General features: G+C 69.4%; 20 protein-coding genes. 19 read left to right on the top strand and 1 reads right to left on the bottom strand.

Features of this window, described 5'->3' with window-relative positions; genetic code table 11:
- The first annotated feature begins 7 nt into the window (after nucleotides 1–7).
- From ABL838_RS09820 to ABL838_RS09730, 19 genes are all read left to right on the top strand, one after another.
- Nucleotides 8–490, top strand: coding sequence for an Hcp family type VI secretion system effector (locus ABL838_RS09820; RefSeq protein ID WP_126024616.1), 483 nt, complete (start codon nucleotides 8–10; stop codon nucleotides 488–490).
- A 32-nt stretch (nucleotides 491–522) separates the two neighbouring features.
- On the top strand, nucleotides 523–984 hold the full coding sequence (gene tssE / locus ABL838_RS09815) for a type VI secretion system baseplate subunit TssE (protein WP_418125188.1): 462 nt from the start codon (nucleotides 523–525) through the stop codon (nucleotides 982–984).
- Between the two features lie 10 nt (nucleotides 985–994).
- A complete protein-coding gene (gene tssF / locus ABL838_RS09810; RefSeq protein WP_418125854.1) occupies nucleotides 995–2788 on the top strand; it encodes a type VI secretion system baseplate subunit TssF in 1794 nt (597 codons plus the stop codon).
- Nucleotides 2752–3792 (top strand): type VI secretion system baseplate subunit TssG, encoded by a 1041-nt coding sequence (tssG, locus tag ABL838_RS09805; RefSeq protein ID WP_418125187.1) that lies wholly within the window; start codon nucleotides 2752–2754, stop codon nucleotides 3790–3792. The genes tssF and tssG overlap by 37 nt, the downstream gene beginning before the upstream one ends.
- 13 nt (nucleotides 3793–3805) lie before the next feature.
- Nucleotides 3806–6544: a type VI secretion system ATPase TssH gene (gene tssH / locus ABL838_RS09800; protein ID WP_418125186.1), complete on the top strand. Its 2739-nt coding sequence runs from the start codon at nucleotides 3806–3808 to the stop codon at nucleotides 6542–6544.
- 22 nt (nucleotides 6545–6566) lie between these two features.
- Entirely contained in the window at nucleotides 6567–8513 is a 1947-nt protein-coding gene (locus ABL838_RS09795) for a type VI secretion system Vgr family protein (protein ID WP_418125185.1), read from the top strand.
- Between the two features lie 8 nt (nucleotides 8514–8521).
- Complete coding sequence (locus ABL838_RS09790; protein ID WP_418125184.1) at nucleotides 8522–9250, top strand: toxin-antitoxin system YwqK family antitoxin; 729 nt, start codon at nucleotides 8522–8524, stop codon at nucleotides 9248–9250.
- A 3-nt stretch (nucleotides 9251–9253) separates the two neighbouring features.
- The gene (locus ABL838_RS09785) at nucleotides 9254–9643 is read left to right on the top strand and encodes a DUF4280 domain-containing protein (RefSeq protein WP_418125183.1); all 390 of its coding nucleotides are present in this window, start codon (nucleotides 9254–9256) and stop codon (nucleotides 9641–9643) included.
- Between the two features lie 72 nt (nucleotides 9644–9715).
- Nucleotides 9716–9907: a hypothetical protein gene (locus ABL838_RS09780; protein ID WP_418125182.1), complete on the top strand. Its 192-nt coding sequence runs from the start codon at nucleotides 9716–9718 to the stop codon at nucleotides 9905–9907.
- A gap of 17 nt (nucleotides 9908–9924) precedes the next feature.
- Nucleotides 9925–10965: an ABC transporter substrate-binding protein gene (locus tag ABL838_RS09775; protein WP_418125181.1), complete on the top strand. Its 1041-nt coding sequence runs from the start codon at nucleotides 9925–9927 to the stop codon at nucleotides 10963–10965.
- Between the two features lie 24 nt (nucleotides 10966–10989).
- Entirely contained in the window at nucleotides 10990–12264 is a 1275-nt protein-coding gene (locus ABL838_RS09770) for a dicarboxylate/amino acid:cation symporter (protein WP_126024608.1), read from the top strand.
- A gap of 13 nt (nucleotides 12265–12277) precedes the next feature.
- Complete coding sequence (locus ABL838_RS09765; RefSeq protein WP_184635974.1) at nucleotides 12278–13012, top strand: aspartate/glutamate racemase family protein; 735 nt, start codon at nucleotides 12278–12280, stop codon at nucleotides 13010–13012.
- Nucleotides 13000–14466 carry a dicarboxylate/amino acid:cation symporter gene (locus ABL838_RS09760; RefSeq protein ID WP_418125180.1) on the top strand — a complete coding sequence of 489 codons (1467 nt, stop codon included), beginning with the start codon at nucleotides 13000–13002 and terminating at the stop codon, nucleotides 14464–14466. Before ABL838_RS09765 ends, ABL838_RS09760 begins: the two co-directional genes overlap by 13 nt.
- The gene (locus ABL838_RS09755; protein WP_418125179.1) at nucleotides 14463–14939 is read left to right on the top strand and encodes a hypothetical protein; all 477 of its coding nucleotides are present in this window, start codon (nucleotides 14463–14465) and stop codon (nucleotides 14937–14939) included. The genes ABL838_RS09760 and ABL838_RS09755 overlap by 4 nt, the downstream gene beginning before the upstream one ends.
- Before the next feature lie 59 nt (nucleotides 14940–14998).
- Entirely contained in the window at nucleotides 14999–16339 is a 1341-nt protein-coding gene (gene tssK, locus ABL838_RS09750; protein ID WP_418125178.1) for a type VI secretion system baseplate subunit TssK, read from the top strand.
- 7 nt (nucleotides 16340–16346) lie between these two features.
- On the top strand, nucleotides 16347–17108 hold the full coding sequence (locus tag ABL838_RS09745) for a DotU family type IV/VI secretion system protein (protein WP_418125177.1): 762 nt from the start codon (nucleotides 16347–16349) through the stop codon (nucleotides 17106–17108).
- A gap of 40 nt (nucleotides 17109–17148) precedes the next feature.
- The gene (locus ABL838_RS09740) at nucleotides 17149–21213 is read left to right on the top strand and encodes a type VI secretion system protein (RefSeq protein ID WP_418125176.1); all 4065 of its coding nucleotides are present in this window, start codon (nucleotides 17149–17151) and stop codon (nucleotides 21211–21213) included.
- Nucleotides 21213–22439 (top strand): type VI secretion system protein TssA, encoded by a 1227-nt coding sequence (gene tssA, locus ABL838_RS09735; protein WP_418125175.1) that lies wholly within the window; start codon nucleotides 21213–21215, stop codon nucleotides 22437–22439. Before ABL838_RS09740 ends, tssA begins: the two co-directional genes overlap by 1 nt.
- 133 nt (nucleotides 22440–22572) lie before the next feature.
- Nucleotides 22573–23442, top strand: coding sequence for a hypothetical protein (locus ABL838_RS09730; RefSeq protein WP_126024600.1), 870 nt, complete (start codon nucleotides 22573–22575; stop codon nucleotides 23440–23442).
- Nucleotides 23443–23492: 50 nt separating this feature from the next.
- Here ABL838_RS09730 and ABL838_RS09725 read toward each other — a convergent pair whose 3' ends face one another.
- Complete coding sequence (locus ABL838_RS09725; RefSeq protein ID WP_418125174.1) at nucleotides 23493–24599, bottom strand: SMP-30/gluconolactonase/LRE family protein; 1107 nt, start codon at nucleotides 24597–24599, stop codon at nucleotides 23493–23495.
- Nucleotides 24600–24628: the final 29 nt, after the last annotated feature.

Genomic DNA, 24628 nt, shown 5'->3' with positions numbered 1-24628 from the left:
CTCGAAAATGCCTATCTACCTCAAGATGCCGGGCGTCACCGGCCAGACCCAGATCGAAGGCCACAAGGACGAAATGGAAGTGCAGAGCTTCCAGTTCGGCGCCGGCCTGGCCGTGACCTCGGGCACCTCCAACCAGGAACGCACCGCGGGCAAGCCCAGCTTCTCCGAGATCACCGTGACGCGCATCAGCGACTCGGCCACGCCCCAGCTGCTGCAGAAGCTCGCCGGCGGCGAGGTGTTCGCGGGCGACACCGTCATCACCTTCCCGCGCGAGGACAAGAGCGGCCTGCTGCCCCTGATGGTGGTGACGCTGACCGACGTGATCCTCAGCGGCTTCTCGGTCTCCAGCGGCGGCGACCTGCCTTCCGAAAGCATCTCCCTGAACTACGCGGCCATCAAGGTCGACTACACGAAGCAGAAGGAAGAAGGCGGCCAGGAAGGCGTCGCACCGTTCGGCTGGGACATCTCGAAGAACGTCGCGGTGGCCTGATGAGGCGCCGCTGACCCCGGGCGCCAACCACCGTGTCCGAACTCGTCAAAGGGGGCGTCGCCCCCCTGTTCGACCGGTTGGCGTCCGCGCAGTCCGAGCACGTGAGAGGGGCCGCGCATCTCGAGACGATGGAGTCCGTGCAGGACTCCATCGGCCGTGAGCTGCGCCGGCTCTTCAACACGCGCTCGCCGCTTTCGGCGGAGGACTACGCGCAAGGCGGCGGCACCGTCCTGGAGTACGGCATTCCCGACTTTTCCGTGTTCAGCTCGCAGAACGCGGCCGACCTGCAGAGGTTGGCCGCGCTTCTGCGCACGGCCGTTTCGCGCTACGAGCCGCGCCTGTCGGAAGTGAGCGTGCAGGTCAGCCCCGCGCCCAACCGGCACGAGGTGGCGCTGGTGCGCATCGGCGCGCAGGCGCGCGCCGGGCTCGCGCTGCGCCGCGTGGACTTCGAGATGCTCCTGGGCACGCCGGACAGCCTGATGAAAGTCGCCTGACGTGTCCGACATCCAGCACAGCGACCTGCTGCAGTACTACAAGCGCGAGCTGTCCTACCTGCGAGGACAGGGCGCGGACTTCGCCCAGCGCTACCCCAAGGTCGCATCGCGCCTCTCGCTGCACGGCGGCGAATCGCTCGACCCGCACACCGAACGGCTGATCGAGTCGGTGGCCTTCCTGTCTGCGCGCGTTCACCGCGACCTCGACCAGGAATTTCCCGACGTCGCCTACGCCCTGCTCGACAACCTCTGCCCTTCGCTCGTGCAGCCGCTGCCGTCGATGTCGGTGGCGCAGTTCGGCCTCGATCCGGCGCAGGGCAAGGTCACGGCGGGCTTTCGCGTGCCTCGCCACACGATGCTGCACGCGCGCACATCGCCGCACGCGCCGGGGGCTCCGGGGGCTTCCTCCCAGGACTGCCGCTTCCGCACCGCCTGGGACACCCTGCTGTGGCCGCTGCGAATCACGCATGCCGCCATCGACAGCGACGCGGTGCTGCGGCTCGCGCTCGAATGCGAGGAGCAGACCGACTTCTCCGAGCTGGAGATCGACAGCCTGCGCATCCACCTGCAGGGCGACTGGATGACCACCATGCCGCTGTACGACGCGCTGGTGTCCGGAGTGAAGTCGGTGGCCGTCATTCCCGAAGGCGGCATGGCGCAGATGCTGCCGGCCGACGCCTGGCGCGAGGTCGGCTTCGCCGAGGGAGAAGAAGTTCTGCCGCAGCCCGCCAACGCGCAGCCTGCCTATGGCCTCTTGCAGGAGTACTTCGCGTTCCCGCGCAAGTTCCATTTCTTCGACCTGCATCACCTGCGATCGCGTCTGGGCGGCGGGCGCCGCTGCGAGATCGCCTTCCAGCTCGACCGCTCCACGCGCGCGCTGCGCTACATCGACGCCGACAACTTCCAGCTCGGCTGCACGCCCATCGTCAACCTGTTCCCGCGCGTGAGCGAGCCGCTGGCGATGGACCAGCGCCACTACGAATACATGCTGGTGCCCGACCGCCAGCGCGACGCGACCACCGAGGTGCATTCCATCGTCTCCGTGGTCGCGTCCGACCCGGACGCCGACAAGCCGGTGAACGTACCCGGCTTCGCCGCGCTGGGCCATGTGGACGGCGCGCCGGGCGCGAAGGATGGCACGGTCTTCTGGTCCGCGCGGCGCGAGCCCTGCCTGCGCCAGAACATTCCGGGCACCGACGTCTTCCTGTCCTTCGTCGACCAGGGCAAGGACCACACCCGCCCCGCGCAGCCCGTGGTCTACGCGCACCTGCTGTGCACCAACCGGCGCCTGGCCGAGCAGGTGCCCGTGGGCGCGCGCCTGCTGGCCGAGGGCCCGCCGCAGCCCACGCACGTGCGCTGCCTCTACGAGCCCACCGCGCAGCGCGATCCGCCGCTGGGCAGCGAAACGCTCTGGCGGCTGGTGTCGCTGCTCACGCTCAACCACCAGTCGCTGGTCGACGGCTCCACCGGCCGCGAGCAGCTGCGCGAGATGCTGCTGCTGTTCGCCTCCGACAGCCGCCGCGACCATGCGCAGATCCGCGGCATCGCGGGGCTCTCGGCGCGCGGCGTCACGGCGCACGTGGGCACCGAGGCCTGGCGCGGGTACTGCCGGGGCACGCAGGTCACGCTCGAATTCGAGGACGACGCCTTCGTCGGCGGCTCGCCGCTCATGATGTCGGCGGTGCTCGCGCGCTTCTTCGCGATGTACACCTCGGTCAACTCCTTCGTGCGCCTCGCGGTGCGCAGCGGCGAGGATATCCGCAAGCAATGGCCCCCGATGACGGGCCGGCAGGTGGTGCTGTGATCGTCGAAGAACTCGCCGCCCGCCCGCAGGACTTCAACCTGTTCCAGGCCATCAGCCTGCTGGAGCGCGCCGCGCCCGAGGCCGTGCCCGTGGGCCGCTCGCAGGGCCCGCGCGAACGCGAGGCCGTGCGGCTGCACGCCTTCGTCTCGCTCGCCTTCGAGGCCAGCGACGTGCGAGAAGTCGGCACCGAGGCCGTCACCGGCGAGCCCTACTCGCTCACCACGCCCGCGCTCTCGCTGGCCGGCAGCGGCGGCCCGCTGCCGATGCCCTTCACCGAGATGCTGCTGGAGCGCCGCCAGCAGCGCGACCACGCCACGGGCGATTTCCTCGACATCTTCAACCATCGCTTCCTGGCCTTCCTCTACCGCAGCCGGCGCAAGCACCACGTGGCGCTCAACCCGCAGTCGCCCGCGCGCTCCACGCTGGCTTCCACGCTCGACGCCGCCAGTGCGCTGGGCCTGCGCGCCGGCGTGCGCGCGCCCGACGGATCCGCCCTGTGGCTGCGCCATGCCGGCCTGCTCGGTGGTGCGCCGCGCGGCATGACCGCCCTGCTCGCGCTGCTGCGCGACCGCCTGGGCGTGCAGGTGGACGGCACCCAGTTCCGCGGCCGCTGGCTGGCGCTGGAGCCCGATGCCTCGGCGCGGCTGGACATGCGCACGCCGCTGGGCGGCGGCGCGGTGCTCGGCAGGCGCGTGTGGGACCAGGGCGCGGGCATCCGCCTCGTCTTCGGCAACCTGAGCCAGCAGCGGCTGCGCGAGCTGCTGCCCAAGGGCGCCGACCACGCACTCGCCAAGTGGCTGGTGCGCCGCTTCATCCCGCAGGACCTGAAGGTCGAGATGGAGCTGCGGCTGGCGCCCGCCGAATCGCGCAGCAGCGTGCTCGGCGCAGCCAACCCGATGCGCCTGGGCTGGACCTCGTGGGTTGCCGGGCCAGCCTTCCGCGGCGCGCTGCCGCCCGTTCAACACACCCTGACCAGCGACGGCGGCGACGCGCCCCACGCCTGATCCGAACACTCCTATGGACATCGACATCCGCACCCTGCTCGGCCGGCTCAACCCGGAATGCAAGCGCGCCATGGAACAGGCCGCCGAGCTGTGCGTGCAGCAGACGCATTACAACGTCGACATCGAGCACCTGCTGATGAAGCTGGTGGACAACGAGGCGCCCGACCTGCGGCTGGTGTTCGGCCGCTTCGGCATCCGGCCCGACACGGTGCAGGCGCAGCTGCAGAAGTCGCTCGACACCTTCAAGCGCGGCAACGGCCGCACGCCCAGCCTCGCGCCCGACTTCGCACCTCTCTTCCAGGAAGCCTGGCTCATGAGCTCGATGCTGCTGGGCCAGCAGCACGTGCGCTCGGGCACGCTGATGCTGGCGCTGCTCGAGGTCGACCGCCTGCGCGGCCGGCTGGTCGATGCCGCGCCCGCGCTGCTGCAGATTCCGCGCGGCTCGCTGCGCGACGAGCTCGCGGGCCTGCTGCAGTCTTCTCCCGAAGATGCGGCGGGTGCTGCGCTGGCCGCCGCGCCGATCGCATCGGCACCCTCCGCACCCGCCGCGAACCAGCCCGCCGCGCCACGGCAGGCGAGCGAAGCCGGCGCGATGCAGATGCCCACCGCGCGCCGCGGCAGCTCGGCCACGCCCTCCCTCGACCAGTACACGGTCGACATGACGCAGCTCGCGCGCGACGGCGCCATCGACCCGATCCGCGGCCGCGACGGCGAGATCCGCCAGATCATCGACGTGCTGCTGCGCCGCCGCCAGAACAACCCCATCCTCACCGGCGAGGCCGGCGTGGGCAAGACGGCCGTGGTCGAGGGCTTCGCTCAGCGCGTGGTGCAGGGCGACGTGCCGCCCGCGCTGCGCCAGGTGTCGGTGCGCTCGCTCGACCTCGCGCTGCTGCAGGCCGGCGCCGGCGTGAAGGGCGAGTTCGAGAACCGGCTCAAGTCGGTCATCGCCGAGGTCAAGGCATCGCCGACGCCGGTGATCCTCTTCATCGACGAGGCGCACCAGCTCATCGGCGCGGGTGGCGCCGAGGGCCAGGGCGACGCGGCCAACCTGCTCAAGCCGGCGCTCGCGCGCGGCGAGCTGCGCACCATCGCCGCCACCACCTGGGCCGAGTACAAGAAATACGTGGAGCGCGACCCGGCGCTGGCGCGGCGCTTCCAGGTCGTGAAGGTGGAAGAGCCCAGCGAGGAAGTCGCCATCGACATGCTGCGCGGCATGGTCGAGACGCTGGAGAAGCACCACGGCGTGGAGATCGTCGACGACGCGGTGCGCGAAGCCGTCAAGCTCTCGCACCGCTACATCACCGGCCGGCAGCTGCCCGACAAGGCCATCAGCGTGCTCGACACCGCCTGCGCGCGCGTGGCCATCGGCCAGAACGGGCTGCCGGCCGAGCTCGAATCGGCCGCGCGCGACATCGCCACCGGCGAGAGCGAGCTGCGCGTGCTGCGCCATGAAGCGGCCACGGGCAGCGACCGCCAGGAAGCCATCGCCACCCTCTCGGCGCGGCTCGACGCGCTGCGCCAGAAACACAAGCGCCTCTCGGACAAGGTCGACGAGGAGAAGCATGCGGTGATGGAGATCGTCGCGCTGCGCCGCAAGATCGCCGAGAGCCTGCGCAGCGACGCACCGCCGGCCGACGAGGAGAACGACCCCGCCCTGCTCACCGCCGCCTTGCGCCGGCTGGAGAAGGGCCTGGAGGCGCTGCAGAACGACGAACCCATGGTGCCCGTCTGCGTCGACGGCACGATGGTGGCCGAAGTCATCTCCGGCTGGACCGGCATCCCGGTCGGCAAGATGATGACCGACGAGCTGCACACGGTGCTCAACCTCAAGGAAAAGCTGGCCGAGCGCGTGGTCGGCCAGGACGACGCGCTCGACGCCATCTCGCGGCGCATCCGCACCTTCCACGCCGACCTGGACGACCCCGGCAAGCCCGTGGGTGTGTTCATGCTGGTGGGCCCGAGCGGCGTGGGCAAGACCGAGACGGCCTTCGCGCTGGCCGACCTGCTGTACGGCGGCGAGCGCAACGTCATCACGGTGAACATGTCGGAGTTCCAGGAAGCGCACACCGTCTCCAGCCTCAAGGGCGCGCCGCCCGGCTACGTGGGCTACGGGCGCGGCGGCGTGCTCACCGAGGCGGTGCGCCGCCGGCCCTACAGCGTGGTGCTGCTCGACGAGATGGAGAAGGCGCACCCCGACGTGCTGGAGCTCTTCTTCCAGGTGTTCGACAAGGGCACGATGGAAGACGGCGAAGGCGTGCCGATCGACTTCAAGAACACGCTGATCCTGCTGACCTCCAACGCCGCGCAGGACGTGATCACGCAGGCTTCGCAGGGCGGGCGCCGGCCCGACCCCGAGGAACTGGTGGAGCGCCTGCGCCCCGAGCTGCTCAAGCAGTTCAGCCCCGCCTTCCTGGGCCGGCTGGCGCTGGTGCCGTACCACCACCTGGGCGACGGGCAGATCCGCACCATCGTCGCCCTCAAGCTGGGCAAGCTGGCACGGCGCTTCTCGCTGAACCACCACGCCGGCTTCACCTGGGACGAGCAGGTGGAAGACGCCATCACCGCGCGCTGCACCGAGGTGGACAGCGGCGCGCGCAACATCGACCACATCCTCGCGCACGCGGTGCTGCCCGAGCTGTCGCGCCAGGTGCTGGAGCGCATCTCGATGGCCGCGGCCTTCACCGGCGTGCACATGAGCGTGGGCGCGGACGGTGCCTTCGCCTTCGGCTTCGAGCCGTCGACGCTGAGTTGAGCCGGATCGGGACGAACAAGCGATGAACATGCGCGAAGGCTTCACCCAGCACGCCGCTTTCCTTACGGTGAAGACCGCGCTCGGGCCGGACGAGCTGCTGCTCGACGCCTTCCAGGCCACCGAGGGCCTGTCGCAGCTGTTCGCGTGCTCGCTCACCATGCGCTCGCCAAACAGCACGCTGCAGGCCGCCGACCTGATAGGTACCTCGGCCACGGTGGTGCTGCAGCGGCCCGAGAAGGAAAGCCGCTTCTTCAACGGCATCGTCTCGCGCTTCACCTACCTGGGCAGCAACCGCGACTTCGCGACCTACACGCTCGAACTGGTGCCGCGCATGTGGCTGCTCACGCTGGGCCGCGACCGCCTGATCTACCAGAACCTGAGCACGCCCGACATCGTGCAGAAGGTGCTCGGCGACTTCGGCGTGGACTTCAGGCTATCGCTGACCGGCACCTACGCACCGCGCGAATACTGCGTGCGCTACGACGAGACGGCCTTCGACTTCGTCTCGCGGCTGATGGAAGAGGAAGGCATCTTCTACTTCTTCACCTTCGCGGACGGCGCGCACACGCTGGTGCTGGCCGACAGCAATTCCGCATGCACCACCTGCCCGAATGCGGAGAAGCTGGTCGTGCGCAGCGCCGAGGAAGGCTTCGCGCATGCCCACGCCGTCACGCGCTTCGAATCCGACGCCCGGCTGGTGACCAAGGGCCAGGAGGTCGACGACTACGACTTCCTCGCGCCCGACACCAGCCTGCTGAAGAAGCAGGAGGCCGAGACCGGGCGCGGCACCGACTACGAATACCCCTCGCGCGTGGCGATCTCGGCGGGCGAGCCGCGCGCACGCATCCGCCTGGACGAATACCGCAGCCGCAGCCAGTCGGGCCGCGGCGACAGCCACTGCCACTACCTCACGCCGGGCACCACCTTCACGCTGCAGGACCATCCGCGCGCGGACCTCAACGCGCAGCACATGGTGCACAGCGTGCGGCACCACGCCGACCTGGAGCACTACGGCAACAGCTTCGAGACCCTGCCCCCGGCCATGCCCTTCCGCCCGCCTCGCATCACGCCTCGGCCGGTGGTGGCGGGCAGCCACACGGCGCGGGTGGTGGGCCCCGCGGGCGAGGAGATATGGACCGACCAGCACGGCCGCATCAAGGTGCAGTTTCCGTGGGACCGCCTTGGCAGGAAGGACGAGAAGAGCTCCTGCTGGATCCGCGTCTCGCAGATGTGGGCCGGCGAAGGCTGGGGCGCGCTCTTCCTGCCGCGCATCGGGCAGGAGGTGGTCGTGAGCTATGTCGACGGCGACCCCGACCGGCCGCTGGTCTCGGGCAGCGTCTACAACGGCACGCACGCCACGCCGGTCGCCCTGCCGGGCAGCTCGTCGCAAAGCACCATCCGCTCGCGCTCGACCAAGGCCGGCGAAGCCGGCAACGAGATGCGCTTCGAGGACAAGAAGGGCTCCGAGGAGCTCTACATGCACGCGCAGAAGGACATGCGCGTGGAAATCGAGAACGACCTCACCACCACGGTGATGGCCGGCAACGAGCTGCACACCGTCACCAAGGGCAATCGCACCGTCAAGGTCGACACCGGCAACGAGACCCACTCGGTGAAGGGCACGCGCGCGCTCGACGTCACCGGCAACGAGACACACGACAACAAGGCCAATTTCACGCAGACGGTGACGGGCAACTACGAGCTCAAGGTCACGGGCAACCTCGTGATCGACGTGACGGGCACGCTGCTCATCAAGTCGGCGCAGACGCTGGACCTGAAGGCCGGTACCAACCTGGGCGCCAACGCCGGCATGAACTTCGCGGCCGAAGCCGGCGTGGCGCTGTCGGCCAAGGGCGGCGCCACGCTCTCGAACGAGGCGCCTTCCATCAGCAGCAAGGCCTCGGGCATGAATTCGGTCGAAGGCGGCGGCATGGTCACGCTCAAGGGCGGGCTGGTGAAGATCAATTGAGCGGCGCCATGGCAATCCCTTCCTCCCTCCCCGCCAAGGACATCGCCGCGCTGCCGGCTGCCGTCGTGCGCGAGACGCTGGACGACGCCGGCCGGACGATGGCGCGCGCCTCCTTCGTGGGCGACCTGCCGCACGGGCCGATGCAGGTCTTCTCGGCACCGGGCAAGCCGGCGTTCGAGGCGTCCTACCAGGCCGGCCTGCCGCACGGGCCCATGCGTCTCTTCGACGAACGCGGCCAGATGCTGCAGGAAACGCAGCGCCTGGGCGGCATGGCCGAAGGCATCACGCGCACCTATTACCCCACGGGCAAGCTCATGCAGACGCAGCAGCACGTGCGCGGCGTGCTGCACGGCGAGGCGGTGTCGTATGCCGAATCGGGCGACGTCACCGCGCGCCTGCCCTATGCGGCCGGCAGGCTCGAAGGCGAGGCCAGCTACTTCCGCGAAGGCCGCATGCTGCGGCGCGAGCGCTACCGCGCCGGCCTGCTCGATGGCGAGGCCATCGACTACGCGCCCGGCGGCGGCGTGGCGCAGTCGTCCACCTACGCGGCCAACGTGCTGCACGGTCCGCTGCGCCGCTACTGGCCCAACGGGCAGCTGATGGAAGAAGTCGCCTACCGACAGGGCAAGCCGCACGGCATCGCGCGCCGCTTCGACCAGGCGGGCCGCGAAGTCGTGGAAGCCGCCGCGCCACAGGGCTTCATGAAGAGCCTCGAAAAATTCGTGAGGGGGGCCTGAGCCATGGGCATGCACGTCTGCATGGGAGCCACGCTGCAGTGCAGTTTCGGCGCCGCGCCGTCCAGCCTCGTGGTGCTGCCCGCGAGCGGCGTGCTCGCCGGCGGCGCGCCGGGCGCCAACATCATGGACAACAAGCCGATCGTCAACATCCTTCCCTTCGGCACCTGCAACAGCATGTCGAACCCGATGGTGGCCGCGGCCACCACCGCCGCGCTCGGCGCCTTCACGCCCATGCCCTGCATCCCCGTGACGGCCGCCCCATGGGCGCCGGGCTCACCCACGGTGCTGGTCGGCAACATGCCCGCGCTGCAGGACAGCTCCAAGCTCGCCTGCAACTGGGGCGGCGTGATCCAGGTGGCAGCGCCGGGGCAATTCACCTCCATGGTTCCCTGACACGAACGACGACCAACGAACGGCACGCCCGACCACCACATGTCCCAATACGTCTTCACGATGAGTTCACGCATGGTCGCCATCACGGCGGCCTGCCTGGTGCTGCTGTGCGTCCTGCTGTTCCTGATGGGCATCGAGATCGGCAAGCTGCTGGCGCCCGCGCCGCTGCCGGTGCCCGCCGCGGTTGCACCGGCGCAGCAGCAACCCCCTTCCGCCGCGCCGGCACCCGCACAGGCACCCGCTCCCGCGGCCTCCACCCAATGACCAAACCGACTCCAAGCATGTCGAACAACGCACGACACCTCACGGGCATGCACAACGCGCTTCGCCGCCTTGCCCTTCCCACACTGCTGGCGCTCGCCGGCCTTTGCACCGGCATCGGCGCGCTCGCGGCGGGCGAAAGGCCCGTGGTGCAGGGCACGCTCAGCGCGCCCGCGACCGCGGTGCCCGCCGCGGCAGCGACGCCCGTCGTCGCTGCGCCTGCGGCTCCTGCGGCACCGGCGACCACCTTCGCCGTCGAACCGGCCGCCCCCGCCACGCCGCCCGTGCTCGTCAACGGTCTCGTGCGCGTTCCCGACGGCCGGCTGCTCGCGCCCGACATCGCCCGCATCGTGACGCGCGGCGAACTGGTGGTGGCCATGCTCAAGGTCGACACGCCGCCGTTCTTCTTCTTCGACGACAGCGGCCAGTGGACCGGGCTCGAGGTGGGCCTGGCCCAGTCGCTGGCCAAGGAGCTGGGCGTGAAGCTGCGCTTCAACCGCGAAGCCGGTACCTTCAACGCGGTGGTGGACCTGCTGGCCAACGGCCAGGCCGACCTGGCCATCAGCAAGCTGTCGCGCACGCTGGCGCGCTCTCAGACCATCGCCTTCAGCGACTCCTACCTCACGCTGAACCACTCGCTGATCCTCAACCGCGTGAAGTTCGCCCAACTCTCGCGCGGACGGCCGCTGCCGGAGGTCATCCGCAACTTCGACGGCAGCATCGGCGTGATCGCCAAGTCGTCCTTCGCGGACTACGCGCGCACCAACTTCCCGCACGCCAAGGTGCAGGAGTACGCCACCTGGAACGACGTGCTGGTGGCCGTGAACAAGGGAGAGATCGTGAGCGCCTACCGCGACGAGTTCGAGGTCAAGCGCGTGCTCAAGGCCGACCCCACCGTCTCGCTCGTGCTGCGCACCGTGACGCTGAAGGACCTGGAGGACACGCTGGGCATCGGAGTGGCGGTTACCGACACCACGCTGCTGGCCTACGTCAACCAGTTCCTCGCGCAACGCGCCGAGAAGCTGGACATCCAGAAGGTGCTGCAGGCACTCGACCGCTGAGCCGCACAGGACGCCCGAACCATCATGAATACCTCCAAGATCTACGCCTTCGTCCTCAACCCCTGGGTGGTCATCATCAGCCTGGGCGCCGGTGTCGCCTTCGGCATGCTCGCGCCGCTGCTGGCCACGCCGCTGGCCTTCGTGGGCGACATCTACGTCGACCTGCTGAAGATGATCACGCTGCCCTTCATGGTCTCGGCCGTGATCTTCAGCCTGCAGCGGCTGTTCCGCGACGGTGGCACGGCCAGCCTGCTGGGCCGCGTGGCGCTGGTGTTCCTCGCGTTCTCGGCCTTCGTGGCCATCGCGGGCGCGGCGACGCTGCTCATTCTTCGCCCCGGCGAGAACCTGCCGAGCAGCACCATGCATACCTTCGGCCAGATCGTGGGCGGCGACCTCAGCGCCAGCGACACGGCCATGAACCTGCGCGGCGTGGACGAGGTCAAGAAGACCGCGAGCTTCGCCGACATGCTGGTGAGCCTGGTGCCCGCCAACATCTTCTCGGCGCTTGCCAACGGCGACACGCTGAAGACGCTGGTGTTCGCGCTGCTCTTCGGCCTGGCGGTGGGACACGTGCCCACGCGCATCTCGGACGGCCTCACGCAGGCGCTGGAGACCGTCTACCACGCCTGCCAGACGCTGATGCGCTGGCTGAGCTTTCCGCTGCCTGCGGTGCTGTTCTGCATGAGCGCGGCGCAGCTGGGCAAGACCGGCATCGAGCCGCTGAAGGCGATGGGCGCCTTCGTGGTCGCTTTTCTCGTCGTGTCGGCGCTGCTGCTGGCCGTGGCGGCGGTGATCATCTGGAAGCGCTCCAACGGCACGCTGGGCCAGACGCTCAACGCCCTGCGCGGCCCTTTCGCGCTGGCGCTGGCCACGCGCAGCAGCGCGACCTGCATGCCGATCATGATCGAGAGCCTGGTCACGCGGCTGGGCTTCGCGCGCTCGCGCGTGGAACTGCTGGTGCCGCTCACGGTGTCGCTGCTGCGCATCGGGCCGGTCGTGTACTACGTGTGCGCCACGCTCTTCATCGCGCAGATCTACGGGCGCTCGCTCTCGCCGGTGGAGATCGGCATCGTGCTCACCTCCTCGGTGCTCGCCGGCTTCGCCTCCGCCGGCATGACGGGGCTGGTGACGGTGTCGCTGATCGGCATGACCTGCACCTACCTGGGCCTGCCCTTCGAGGCGGCCTTCATCCTGTTCCTGGCGGTGGACCCGGTTTGCGACATGCTGCGCACGCTGGTGCTGGTCATCGGCAACACGGCCGCCGTGGCCGTCGTGTGCCCGCGGCCATTGAAGATCTAGGGAGCGCGCCTTCATGTCACGCATCGGCGTTCTCGGCGGCATGGGCCCATCGGCGACGGTGGACTTCATGGACAAGATCATCCAGCTCACCCCCGCCACGCGCGACCAGGAACACCTGCCGGTGATCGTGGCGAACCTGCCCCATGTGCCCGACCGCTCCAGCGCCATCCTGGGCACGGGCCCCGATCCGCTGGACGCGCTGCTCGCGGGCATCGACGTGCTCAACGACGCCGGCGTGGGCGTGATCGCGATCCCCTGCAACTCGTCGCACCACTGGTACGCGCAGATCGCGGCGCACAGCCGCGCGCCGGTGATCCACATTGCGCAGTCGTGCGTGGCCGCGATCGCGACCGCGTCGCAAGACCGGCCGTTGCGGGTGGCGGTGCTCGCCACGCGCGGCGCGCTGGCCTCCGGCTTCTACCAGCATGCACTGCGTGAACGCGGCATCGACTTCCTCGTGCCCGATGCCTCCACCGGCCAGGACCACGTCGACGCCTGCATCCGCGCCGTGAAGGGCGGCGACGTGCAGGCCGGCGCGGCCGCATTCGGGCGCGCCCTGGAGGCGCTGGCCGCCACGGGCGCGACCGCGGTGATCATGGGCTGCACCGAGCTGCCCATCGCAGCGCAGGCCGCTCGTGCCGCGCAGCACACGCCCCTCGCCTTGGTCGACAGCTCGCTGGAACTAGCCCGCGCCACGGTCGCCTTCGCTCTCGACAAGGGATGGAACAAGCCGACATGGGTTTCCTGACGCGCATGTCCCACAGCCTGTTCGCCCTGCTCCTGTGCATGGCGGCGGGCGGCCTCGCGGGCGTGTACCTGCCGGTGGCGGGCGACGTGGCGTATGCGGTGGCGCAGGTCTACCTGTCGATCGTGAGCATGGCGGCCATTCCGCTGCTGGTGGTGGCCACCTTCTTCGGCCTGAGGCAGACCATGGGGCTGCCCTTTCCGGGTCGGCGCATCCTGATGATCGCGGGGCTGGCGCTGCTGCTGGTGACCAGCTGCGCGGCGATCGGACTGGCGCTGGGCTGGGTGAACGCGCCGGGCACGCAGCTCGACGCCGCTTCGCGCGAGCACCTCGGCGAGCTCGTGCAACGCGCCGGCGACGGCGGCGACATCGAGATGCGGCTGCACGAGAGCGGCACGCAGGCCACCCCCATCGAGCGCCCCAGGGCGACGCTCTTGCCCGACAACTTCTTCCGCGTGCTGGCGGAAGGCCGCTCGCTGGGCATCCTCTCGTGCGCGCTGCTCTTCGGGCTCGCCTTCGCGGCGCTGGCGCGCACTCAGCACACGGCGCTCAACCACATGTTCGAGGGCATCTACCGCACACTCGAACTCATCATCGCGCGCGCCAACATCCTGCTGCCGGTGGTGGCCTTCGGCATGTCGGCGCACGTGCTGTCGCAGACCGACGCGGTGACGATCCGCGCCATGAGCGGCTTCCTGCTGCACTTCGTGGTGCTCGTGGCACTGCTGGGCACTGCGGCCATCGCGGTGATCCACCGGCGCGGCAACCAGCCATTGGCCGAGGTGCTGCAGCACCTGAAGACGCCGATGCTGGTGAGTCTCATGTCGTCGAGCACCACGGCGAGCATTCCGCACACCATCGAGGCGATGAGCGCTCGCCTGGGCTTCAGCCGCGGCATCGTCGAACTGGTGGTGCCCACGGCCTCGGTGTTCCTGCGCGCGGGCTCGGCGCTCTACTACGTGCTGGCGGCGCTGTTCGTCGCCAACCTCTACGACCGCACGCTGGTCCCGGCCGACTTCGCCACCATCGGCATCGGCGCGACCATCGCGGCCTTCGCCTCGGCCGGCAACAACAGCATGACCAACGTGGGCTACGCGGGCATCGTGCTGTCGATGCTGCAGCTGCCCATCGAGGCCGCGCTCGCGCTCTTCCTGGCCATCGACCTGATCTGCGAGGGCCCGCGCAACGTGCTGACGCTGCTGGCCACCTGCGCGCTGATTTCCGTGGTGTCGGCCGGCCTGCCTTCGGAGCGCGTGACGGCGCCGGCCGTCGAGGTCGAGCCCGCCCAGCCGCTGCGCTTCGTGTTCGCGCGCGGGCACCTCGCGCTGCTCGCGGGCTGCAGCGTGCTGGCCTCGGTGCTGATCATGCTGATGGGCATCGCCGTGGGCGTGCGGCAGGCACAGCCGGCGGCCGTGCACGCCTCACCCGCCACGGCGAACACAGGAATTTCGCGATGAACCGGACCAAGAACCTTCTCAGGCGGATGGCGGCGCTGCTGCTCGTCGTGCAGCTGGCCGCATGCGGCAGCCTCTTTCCCAAGGGCACGCGCGTGAACTGGAACGAACTCACGCTCTCGGCCGCGCCCGGCGCCAACCAGAACAGCCCGGTCGCGGTCGACGTGGTGATGGTGCTCGACGACGCGATGCTCGCGCGCGTCACCGAACTCACGGCCGCCAAGTGGTTCGGCGCACGCGCCGACCTGCAGAAGACCTTTCCGCAGAGCCTGTCGTACCTCTCGTGGGAGCTGGTGCCGGGCCAGACGATTCGCGTGCCCGCCAGCGCCATCGGCTCGCCGCGCGTGGCGGCGGTGCTCGTCTTCGCGAACTACACCACGCCCGGTGCCAACCGCATCCGGGTGGAAGACCTCAAGGGCTCGATCGTGGCCCGCTTCGATGCACAGAGCTTCGACGTGTCGGCCGCGGCACGCTGAACAACCCGGATTCCTTCAAGTGAACAAACAACTTCGATACAGCCGCGCGGGAGAACGCCATGTCTGACCTGCACCGCGCCGCCCCCATCACCGACCGCGTCGAGTGGCATGAAGGCATGCTGCTGTCGCCGCAGCACTTCCAGCAGTTCTCCGCGCGCATGGACACTCTCGTCGCCTGGCAGATGCTGGCCGCCGCGCCTTTCGCCTGGGGCGTGCGCCGCCTGGTGTTCGACCAGGGCCTGCTGCCCGCCGGCCTGCTGCGCGTGCTGGTGCTCGAAGCCATCCTGCCGGACGGCACCGCGGTGCAGTTCTCCGCCGCCGAGGCCGCGCACGGCGCGCTCGAACTCTCGCTCGCGCCCTACGCCGAGCGGCTGGCCAACGAGCCGCTGGACATCTACCTCACCCTGCCCGTCACCACGCCCAACCGGCACCGCGCCGCGACCGTGCGCTTCCGTTCGGTGGCCGGCGCGCCGGTGGAAGATGCGGTGTCGGACGCCGAGCCCGCGAACATCCCGCGCATGCTGCCGCGCCTGGCGCTCAGCGCCGGCGCTGTGCCGCCCGGCACGCACGTGCACCTGCGCCTGGGCCAGGTCTTCAAGGACAACGAGGTGGTGAAGCTGGGCGACGCGCAGCCGCCGCTGCTGGAAGTGGCGCGCGACAACCCGCTGTGGACGGCCGCGTCCGCCCTGCTCGGCCAGCTGCGCGGCAAGGCGGCCTTCGTGGCCAAGCAGACGGCCGTGCCCTCCTCGCGCATCGACGACCGCCTCGCGCACCTGGAGCTGAAGGACCGGCTGCGCAGCCTGCTGTCGGGCCTGCCGCATGCGGAGGCAGTGATGCGCACGCCGCACCTGCATCCGCTGCCGATGTACTGGTCGCTCTGTGCGCTGCTGGCCTCGCTGAGCCTGCTGCGCCCGGGGGGCGTGCCGCCGGTGCCGATGGACTACGACCACGCCGACCCCTCGCGCGTGTTCCAGCCGCTGCTGCTGGCGCTGCGTGACGCGGTGTCGGAGGTGAGCCAGGAGTACCGCGAGCACAAGTTCGACTTCCGCCAGGGCGCCTTCGAGACCACGCTGCAGCCGCAGTGGGTGTCGGGCGCGCGCATCGTGGTGGGCCTGCGCGGGCAGTCCGACAAGGACCTGATGGCCTGGATGGACAGCGCCATCGTCGGTTCGCAGTCGGCATACCCCTCGCTGCGTGAACGCCGCGTGCTGGGCGCGGTGCGCCGCTGCGTCGAATCGGCCGACGAACTGGGCCTGCGCCCGGGCTCGGGCTACCTGCTCTACGCGATCCAGACCAGCCCGGGGCTGACCGTGCCCGCCGAACTCCTGGTGATCGCCAATGCCAACGAAGGCGCCACCGCGCAGCCTCCGCAGGAAATCGTGCTGTTCATCAAGGATTGACCGGACCATGGCACGCAACCTCCCCGACCTCGCGGTCGACGACCACATCACGAGGCAGTTCCGCGCCTTCTACGACGAGATCGTGAAGGCACGCGACCGCACCGCCGAATCGCGCGAGAGCGACATCGACACGGTGGCGCAGACGCTGGCGCGCCACCTGGAGAACCTTCTGGAGCTGCAGTCGCTCGAGTCGCGCCGCGAGAGCTCGCGCTTCGAACTCGAGAACGTGGCCGACGCGCGCTACCTGAAGGCCGCGCTGGCCGACGAGATCCTGCTGCACACGCCGTGGATCGGCCTCGAGCGCTGGACGGGCCACCTGCTGGAGTCGTCGCTCTTTCGCACCAACATCGCGGGCGACCTGGTGTTCAGCCGCATCGAGGAACTGCTGTCGGGCCGCGAACCCTCCAAGCGAGACATCGCGCGGCTGTACCTCTTCGCGCTGGCACTGGGCTTCCAGGGCAAGTACCGGGGCGCGGGCGAGGAAGCCCGCCTGCTCGGCTACCGCGAGGAGTTGTTCCAGTTCGTCTACCAGCGGCCCGCCGACTTCTCGGGCCGCGACCGCGTGGTGTCGGAGCGGGCCTACGCGAGCACGCTCTCGCACATCGCGCCGCGCAAGCTGCCCACGCTGAGCCGCTGGACGGTGCTGTTCCTGCTGGGCGTGGCCACGCTGCTGGCGGTGTCGGAGCTGCTGTGGCTGTGGCAGTCGTGGCCGGTGCGGCAGGTGCTGCAACCGGGCGCCGTCGACGCATCGGGGGCCTACCTGCGATGAACGACTTGCGTCTCCACAGCATTCACCGGAGGGCGTCGCGATGCTGACCGACCAGCTCTTCCTCATTTCCATCGCGGTGCTCACGCTGGTGGTGCTGCTCGTGCTCTGCATGGTGCTGTACTTCGCGGCGCGGCGCTCGCACGCCAAGCCGTCGAGCGACCCGAAGGTCGCGCGCATCCGCTTCGACTCGCTGCGCAGCTCGTTCCGCCAGGCGGTCGAGCTGATCGAGGGCAACATCGCCTCGCGCGCCGACCGCTACGGCATTCCGTGGATCATGCTGCTCAACGAGGGCGACGACCACCGGCAACTTCCCATCGAGCAGTCGGGCGTCGCCAGCGCGCTGAGCACCGAGTCGGCTTCGGCCGCGGCCACGCAGGGCATCTCGTGGCACTTCTTCGACCGCGGCGTGGTCATCGACATCCAGGGCGCCTACCTGGGCTCGCCCGATGACGACGACGCCTCCGAGAAGCCGTGGGACGAGTTCCTCGGCATGTGCCGCGCCTACCGGCCGCAGCGTCCGTTCGACTCGGTGGTCATCACCATCCCGGCCGCGCTGCTGCTGGACGACAGCACCGACGGGCGGCTCGAACTCTCCAAGCGCGCCAAGCTCGCGCACCGGCGCCTGTGGCTCGCGCAGAACCGCTTCGCGATGCGCTTCGCGGTGTACGTGCTGGTGACCGGCGCGGAGCAGCTCGAAGGCTTCAGCGCCTTCGCGAGCGCGCTGCCCGAGCCGCTGCGCGCGAGCATGCTGGGCTGGTCTTCGCCCTACGACCTGTCGACCACCTACCAGCCGGCGTGGGTCGACGAGGCGGTGGGGACGGTGGTGCGCTCGGTGTCTGACGTGTCGGCCGAGCTCTTCGCCACCGGTACCGAGCCGCAAGGCGCCGGCGCGCAGCTGCTGCTGCCCTCGCGCGTCGAGGCGCTGCGCGGCCAGCTGCAGCTGTACGTCGACGAGCTCATGCGCCCCAGCGCTTACCACGAGCCCTTCTTCTTCCGCGGCATCTACCTCACGGGCGACAGCGGCGAATCGGCGCAGACGGTCGCGGCCATCGATGCGCAGCACGACGCCTACGGCCACAAGGACCTGGAGCCCATCGGCGGCGACCTGATCGCGCAGCTGATGCGCCAGCCGGCCTTCCTGCGCGACCTGTTCGAGAAGAAGATCTTCCTGGAGTACGGCCTTACGAGGCCTTCGCGCACGCAGACGCTCACGCGCCCGGTGCTGCACCGTGCGCTGCGCTGGGCGGCGGTGATCTTCCTCGGCGGCTGGGGCATCGGCCTGATGGTCGCGACCTGGCAGCTGCACCGGCACAACGCCACGCTGGTGCCGGCGCTGGCCCAGCTGCAGCACGACGCGCAGTACCGCATGCGCGCGCTGCAGCGCGGCGAGACCATTCCGACCGCGTGGTACCGCAACAAGGCGCTGTCGCTGCTGGCCATGAACGAACGGCTGCGCACCGACGGCACGTACTCCTTCTTCATGCCGGGTTCGTGGCAGCCCTTCGACGACCTGAACGAGCGCGTGATCGAGCGCATCGAGCGCGAATTCGGCGACATCGCGGTGAGCACGCTGCGGCGCGAGCTGATGGCGCGCGTGAGCCAGATCAGTGGCGTGGAGCAGGACGAGGCGACCGGCGAATTCATCGTGGGCGCCAGTTGCGGCCTGCCGCCGAGCTTCAGGACCATCGGCGACGCGCCGCGCAAGAACGGCCTGCTGGTGGAAGATCAGCCCGAGTTCGGCGCGCTGCAGCGCTACCTGGGCTCGGTCGAGCAGCTCGATGCCGCCCTGCAGGCGGTGGAACGGCTGCGCCAGCCCGCCACCGGAAATGCCGACGACCTGCGCGTGGCCGTGCGCTACGCGCTGGGCGCCGAGCTGCCGGCCGACCTGAGCCGCAACCTGCGCTATTTCCGCCAGGCGGCCGAGGGCAATGCGCTGGCCATTCCGCTGGCGCCCGTGCAGTCGGCGCTGCGCTGCGCGCTCGACAAGGGCACCGCGCAGCTCGATGCGCGGCTCTTCGTCAACAACGAGCTGCTGGTGTCGGAGCAGTCGCTGGCGCGGCTGCTGCCCTCGCTCGCGAGCACCGGCACCTTCGCGCGCACCACCGCGAGCTACCGCGAGGTGATCGCCGCCATCAAGGACCAGGAAGACCTGGTCGCATCGGGCAAGGGCGGCTGGATGCGCCAGCCGGTGCTGGTGCTGGGCTCTTCGTATGACCGGACCATCGCGCGCATCGAGCAGAACCGGCTGCTGGGGCTGGAATCGGCCGACGCGGTCAAAAACCGCGCGCAGGACGCTTTCCAGAAATTCCGCGTCGAGTTCAGCCTGCGCTTCGGCGGCGCGCAGCCAGGCCTGGTGTGGCAGGACAAGGACGGCCGCTTCGCGCTGGCGCCCGAACGCATCGCGCTGCGCGACGCGCTGACCGCACTGCTGGCGCAGCCCTTCATGGCGCCCGCGCGCGATCGCGAGCTGCCCGGCGCGGGGATGCGCACCATGGCCGTGTGGGACCTGCCCCGGCTCGACCAGGCGCTGGCCGTCGGCGACATCCGCAAGCGCTACATGAGCGAGGGCATGCAGGCCTTCCCGGCCACGCTGCGCCCCGGCATCGAGAGCGCGCTGAACGCGCACTTCGCGCAGCTGGTGGTCGACCAGGTGGCCGAGGCCGCGAACGGCATGGGCGACGGCGGCCGCTCCATCGACACACAGGCGACCGCCTACGAGGCCTCGCGCCAGCGCCTCGTGAAGATCCAGGCGCTGCTGTACGAGCTGGGAGCCGGCTCCCGCGCCGAAGACCTTCGCGCGATGATCTCGCGCGACGCGCTGCAGCGCCTGGAGGCCGTGGACGAGGCCTTCAACCAGTCGGAGCTCTACGCCATGCGCGGACGCGACTTCCAGGCCTGGCGCGGCGAGCGCGGGCCGATGCTGGTGGCCTTCGGCGTCTCGGACGTGGGCTCGCTCGCCGCCTACCTGGGCCAGCAGTTCAACCGCACCGAAACGCTGGGCAAGCAGGCCGACAGCTACATCGCGGCACTCGACGGCGTGGGCGCCGGCTCGGTGCTCGCGCAGCGCTGGCAGGCGATCAACCGCGACCTGGAGCGCTACCGCCTGAAGAACCCGAACAGCAGCCTGCTGCTGCTCGAACAGTTCCTGGGCACCACCGGCGCGGAGATCGATCGCGAGACCTGCGGCGCGAAGCTGGCCGGCAAGGCGCCGGCGACGCGCATCGGCGACTACTTCGCCGACCGCCACCAGCAGATCTACAGCGCCCTGCTCGCGCGCTGCCAGGAACTGCAGTTCGGCGACCAGCAGGAGCTGTGGACGCAGTTCTCCACCCGCTTCAACCGTTCGCTGGCGGGCCGCCATCCGTTCGGCCCGGCGACGGGACGGGCTTTCGAGCTGGCCGACCCGGCCGACGTGAACGACCTGACGCGCGCCTTCGACCCGCTGGCACGCGCGCTGAAGGAGAACCGCGGCGCGGACGCCGGTGTGCGCAATGCAGGCATGCCCGGAGCGGGCGCGCGCCGTTTCACGGAGCAGTTCGCCCGTGCACGCGACTTCCTGCAGCCGCTGTTCCCGAGCGAGGAAGGTGCCGCACCGGGCTATGACCTGAGCGTGGATTTCCGCGCCAACACCACGGCCGAGATCGAGGGCAACAAGATCATCGACTGGTCCTTCGAGGTCGGCGACCAGGTGCTCAGGCTGCGCGACGCGCCGCGCACGCTGCGCTGGGAATACGGCACGCCGGTGGCGCTGGTGCTGCGCATCGCGAAGGACTCCCCGCTGATGGCGCGCGCCGATCCGCAGCAGCACGCGCTGATCACCGACGGCCAGACCGTGAGCTTCCGTTTTGCCGACCCGTGGGCGCTGTTCACGCTGGCGCAGCGGCAGCGCGAAGGCGACCCCGCCCAGCGCCCCGACGGCCGCTCGCAGCTGCTGAAGTTCGAGTTTCCGCTGGTGGCCCAGTCGGCCGGCGACGCCGCGCAGGCACCCGACGGAGGACGCGCACGCGTGTTCCTGCGCATCGCGGCCAGCCCCGCCGGCAAGAAGAACGCCCTGATCTGGCCCGCCGCGTTCCCCGCGCGCGCTCCTGAATGGAACATGCCCTGATGGCCGCCCTGCTGCCCCCCCTGAACGCCGATGCAGACGAAACCACCGGCGGTTTCGCGCCCGACCTCGCGAGCTTTCTCCTGCCGCTGCAAGGCCCCGAAGGCCCCGCCGGCCCTCCGCTGCGCTACGACCCGGTGTGCGCCCGCATCCGCGAGGCGCGCACCGAGGAAGACGCCAGCCTGCCGATGGGCGAATGGACCCGCCCGCTGAAGAAGGCCGACTGGCGTACCGCCGAGATGCTCTGCACCGAGGTCCTGCAGCGCCGCAGCAAGGACTTGCAGATGGCCGCCTGGCTCACAGAGGCCTGGGTGCACCGCCATTCGATCGACGGACTGGCCGCCGGTGCGCGCCTGCTCGAAGGGCTGGCGCGCGAATTCTGGGAAGACGCGCATCCGCGCATCGGCGACGACGGCGACGCCGACATGCGCACCGCCACCTTCGTGTGGGTCAACGACACCATCGCGCACGTGCTGCTGATGCGCGTGCCGCTGCTCGAGTGGGCGGATTTCTCGCCGCCCTTCATCACGCTGGGGGACTGGCAGCGCGCGCTGACCAGCGAGTACGGCACGGCAGCTGCCGGCGCTGCGGGCAACGCCAGGACAAAGGCGAAGGAAGTGGCCGAGGAGCCGAGCGCCCAGACGGTGTCGCGCCAGGACATCCTCGACCGTGCAGCGCGCGACCTGCATGCGCTCGCCGCGCTCGACGACCGCGTCGCCGCGGCCACCGATGCGTGGCAAAGCCTGCAAGCCCTGCTCGACGGGCGGCTGGGCATCGATGCGCCGAGCCTGTCGAAGGTGACGGAGATGCTCGCCCGCATGCGGCAGGCGCTGCGCAGCCTGCTGCAGGGGCGCGATCCGCGCGACAAGGAAGAAGAACCGCTTGCACCGGCCGAAGCTCCCGCCAGCTGGATGGCGGACGAATCAACCCCTCCCGCGATCCCGATGGACGACAACGACATGAGCGACACCCCCCTCTCCCCTGCTCCCGGGTCGCTGCCGCAGGCCGTGGCGAGCGGCCGTATCGGCAACCGCGCCGAGGCCTACCAGTTGCTGGAACTCGCGGCCGCCTACCTGATGCGCGAGGAGCCGCACAGCCCGACGCCCTACCTCGTGAACCGTGCCGTGGCCTGGGGACGCATGCCGCTGCCGCAGTTGATGCAGGAGGTGTTGCGCGAGGACGGCGACCTGAACCGCTACTTCTCGATTCTGGGCATCAGGCCGGAGTGAGCCGGCCGGGTTCTCCACCCGACGCCCCAGCCGGCAATGGCCCTGCGCGAGCCGCTCCTGTTTCGGGCAAATGCCTCTCTGAGCGGGATGGCTTCGCTTCATTCATCGACGTTTTATTTTTTGAGGAAAAGACATGGCGTTCAATCCAGATCCATTCAAGCAGGCCGAGCTGGAGGTGGCGAACAAGAGCATGGGCTCGCAGATCGCGCACTCCCGCATCTTCCACTCGACGCGCAGTGCGTTCTCGAGCGGCGGATCCCGCGCCAGCAAAGGCATCGGAGCCCTCGTGGGCGTGGGGAAACTGTTCCTTACCCTCATACCGGTGCCTGTCGTGGGGTCCGTCGTGGGCGCGGTTGTCGATGCGGTCAACGGAAAGGTCCGGGGCGCGCTTCATGAAGGGCATCTTGGTGCCACCGCCTCGAACGCGGAGGTGGCCAAGTTCGGCATCAAGGAGCTGACCGTCGAGAACCTGGACAGGTACCGCTGGAAGGTGGCCCATGCATTCGAAGAGCTCAACCAGGGAATCGAGGCCTACAACAACAGCGGCCAGACATGCGACGACATGTACCAGTTTGCTCTTCTGTACGAGCAGGTTCAGCGGCGCAAGAAGAGGCTCAACCAGGAATTGGGAAAGTTCAAGAGGGTGATGGACGCGGTGGACGGCTGGATCGCGGACCTGGAGCGCAACCAGGAGACGCTGCTCACGCAGGCCACCAACAAGATCATGGAGAAGACACGCAAAGAGATTGCCGAGATGGGTCTCCTGATTCCCGGCAATCCCGCTCATGACACCAAGATCCTGGAGCACAAGACGAAGCACGTGGGCTGCAAGCTGTGGTGCTATTGCAAGAAGGAAGCGAAATACGACCCCGGTACGAACTGGGAAGCCCTGAAGACCTACGCGGGCACGGTGACCACATTCCTGCAGCCGATTGCCATTTCGTCCATAGCGGTCACGAAGTCCGCCTACACCAGCGACTCCGACAATTCGAAGTTCAACTGAGCCACTCCTGCCCGGACGCGGGCTCGGCGCCCCCGCCCGGCAGCGGCCCCTCAAACCGCCCCGTGCGCCTCCACATAGAGCGCATACAGCGAATGGCTGCTCGCCATGTAGAGCCGGTTGCGCTTGGGCCCGCCGAACTCCAGGTTCGCGCAGCGCTCGGGCAGGCGGACGAAGCCGATGGGCTTGCCCTGCGGGTTGAAGACCTTCACGCCGTCCATTTCCTCCGACTTGCCAGTGGGCAGGTAGGCCTTCATGCCGCCTCCGACGTCGGTGGGCTCCGAAGCGATGGCGCCGGAGTGGCCCCATCCGCACCAGAGATTGCCGTCGCGGTCGACGCGGAAGCCGTCGAGCGAGCCGGGGCCGTCGGCGTCGATGAGCTTGGTCTTGTTCGAGACGCTCGTGCCGTCCGGTGACACGTCGTAGCTCCAGATGCTGCGGTTGGGCGTTCCCTTCCATTCGACGACGTAGAGTTTCTTCTCGTCGGGCGAGAAGGCGATGCCGTTGGGGTTGACGAGATCGGTGATGACCGCCGTGAGCTTGCCGTCGGTCGCGATGCGGTAGACGTTGGTGGTCGCCTGCTCGGACGGGGCCTTGCTTCCCTCCCATTCGCCGTTGATGCCGAAGGTGGGGTCTGTGAACCAGACGGTGTCGTCCGACTTCACGACGACGTCGTTGGGCGCGTTGAGGCGCTTGCCCTGGTAGTTGTCGGCGAGCACGGTGATGCGGCCGTCCTTCTCTGTGCGCACCACGCGCCGCGTGACGGAGTGCTCGCAGGTGACGAGGCGGCCCTGGCGGTCGCGGGTGTTGCCGTTGGCGTAGTTGACGCCGGTCTTGTGCACGCTGAACTTGCCGGTCTTCTCGTCGTACTTCATGAGCCGGTTGTTGGGGATGTCGCTCAGCAGCAGGTAGCCGTGCTCGGGAAAGTACACCGGCCCTTCGGCCCAGCGCATGCCGGAGCCCAGTTGCTCGAGCGTGCTGCTGTAGAGCCGGTACTTGGTGAAGCTCGGGTCGAGGATCAGCACCGCCGGGTCGGGGTAGCGCTGGCTGGGCTTGAAGTCGAAGGCCTGTGCGCCCGCGAGCGTGCCGAAGGCTGCGGCGCCGGCGCCCGCCGCTGTCTTGAGGAATCGGCGGCGGTCGTTGTTCGTCTTGTTCTGCATCGGTTGTCTCCTTGGGTTCTTGTCGGTTG

This window comes from Variovorax sp. 160MFSha2.1 (genome assembly GCF_048305075.1).
GTDB classification, from domain to species: Bacteria; Pseudomonadota; Gammaproteobacteria; order Burkholderiales; family Burkholderiaceae_C; genus Variovorax; species Variovorax guangxiensis.
This window is presented reverse-complemented; position numbering and strand designations above follow the sequence as displayed.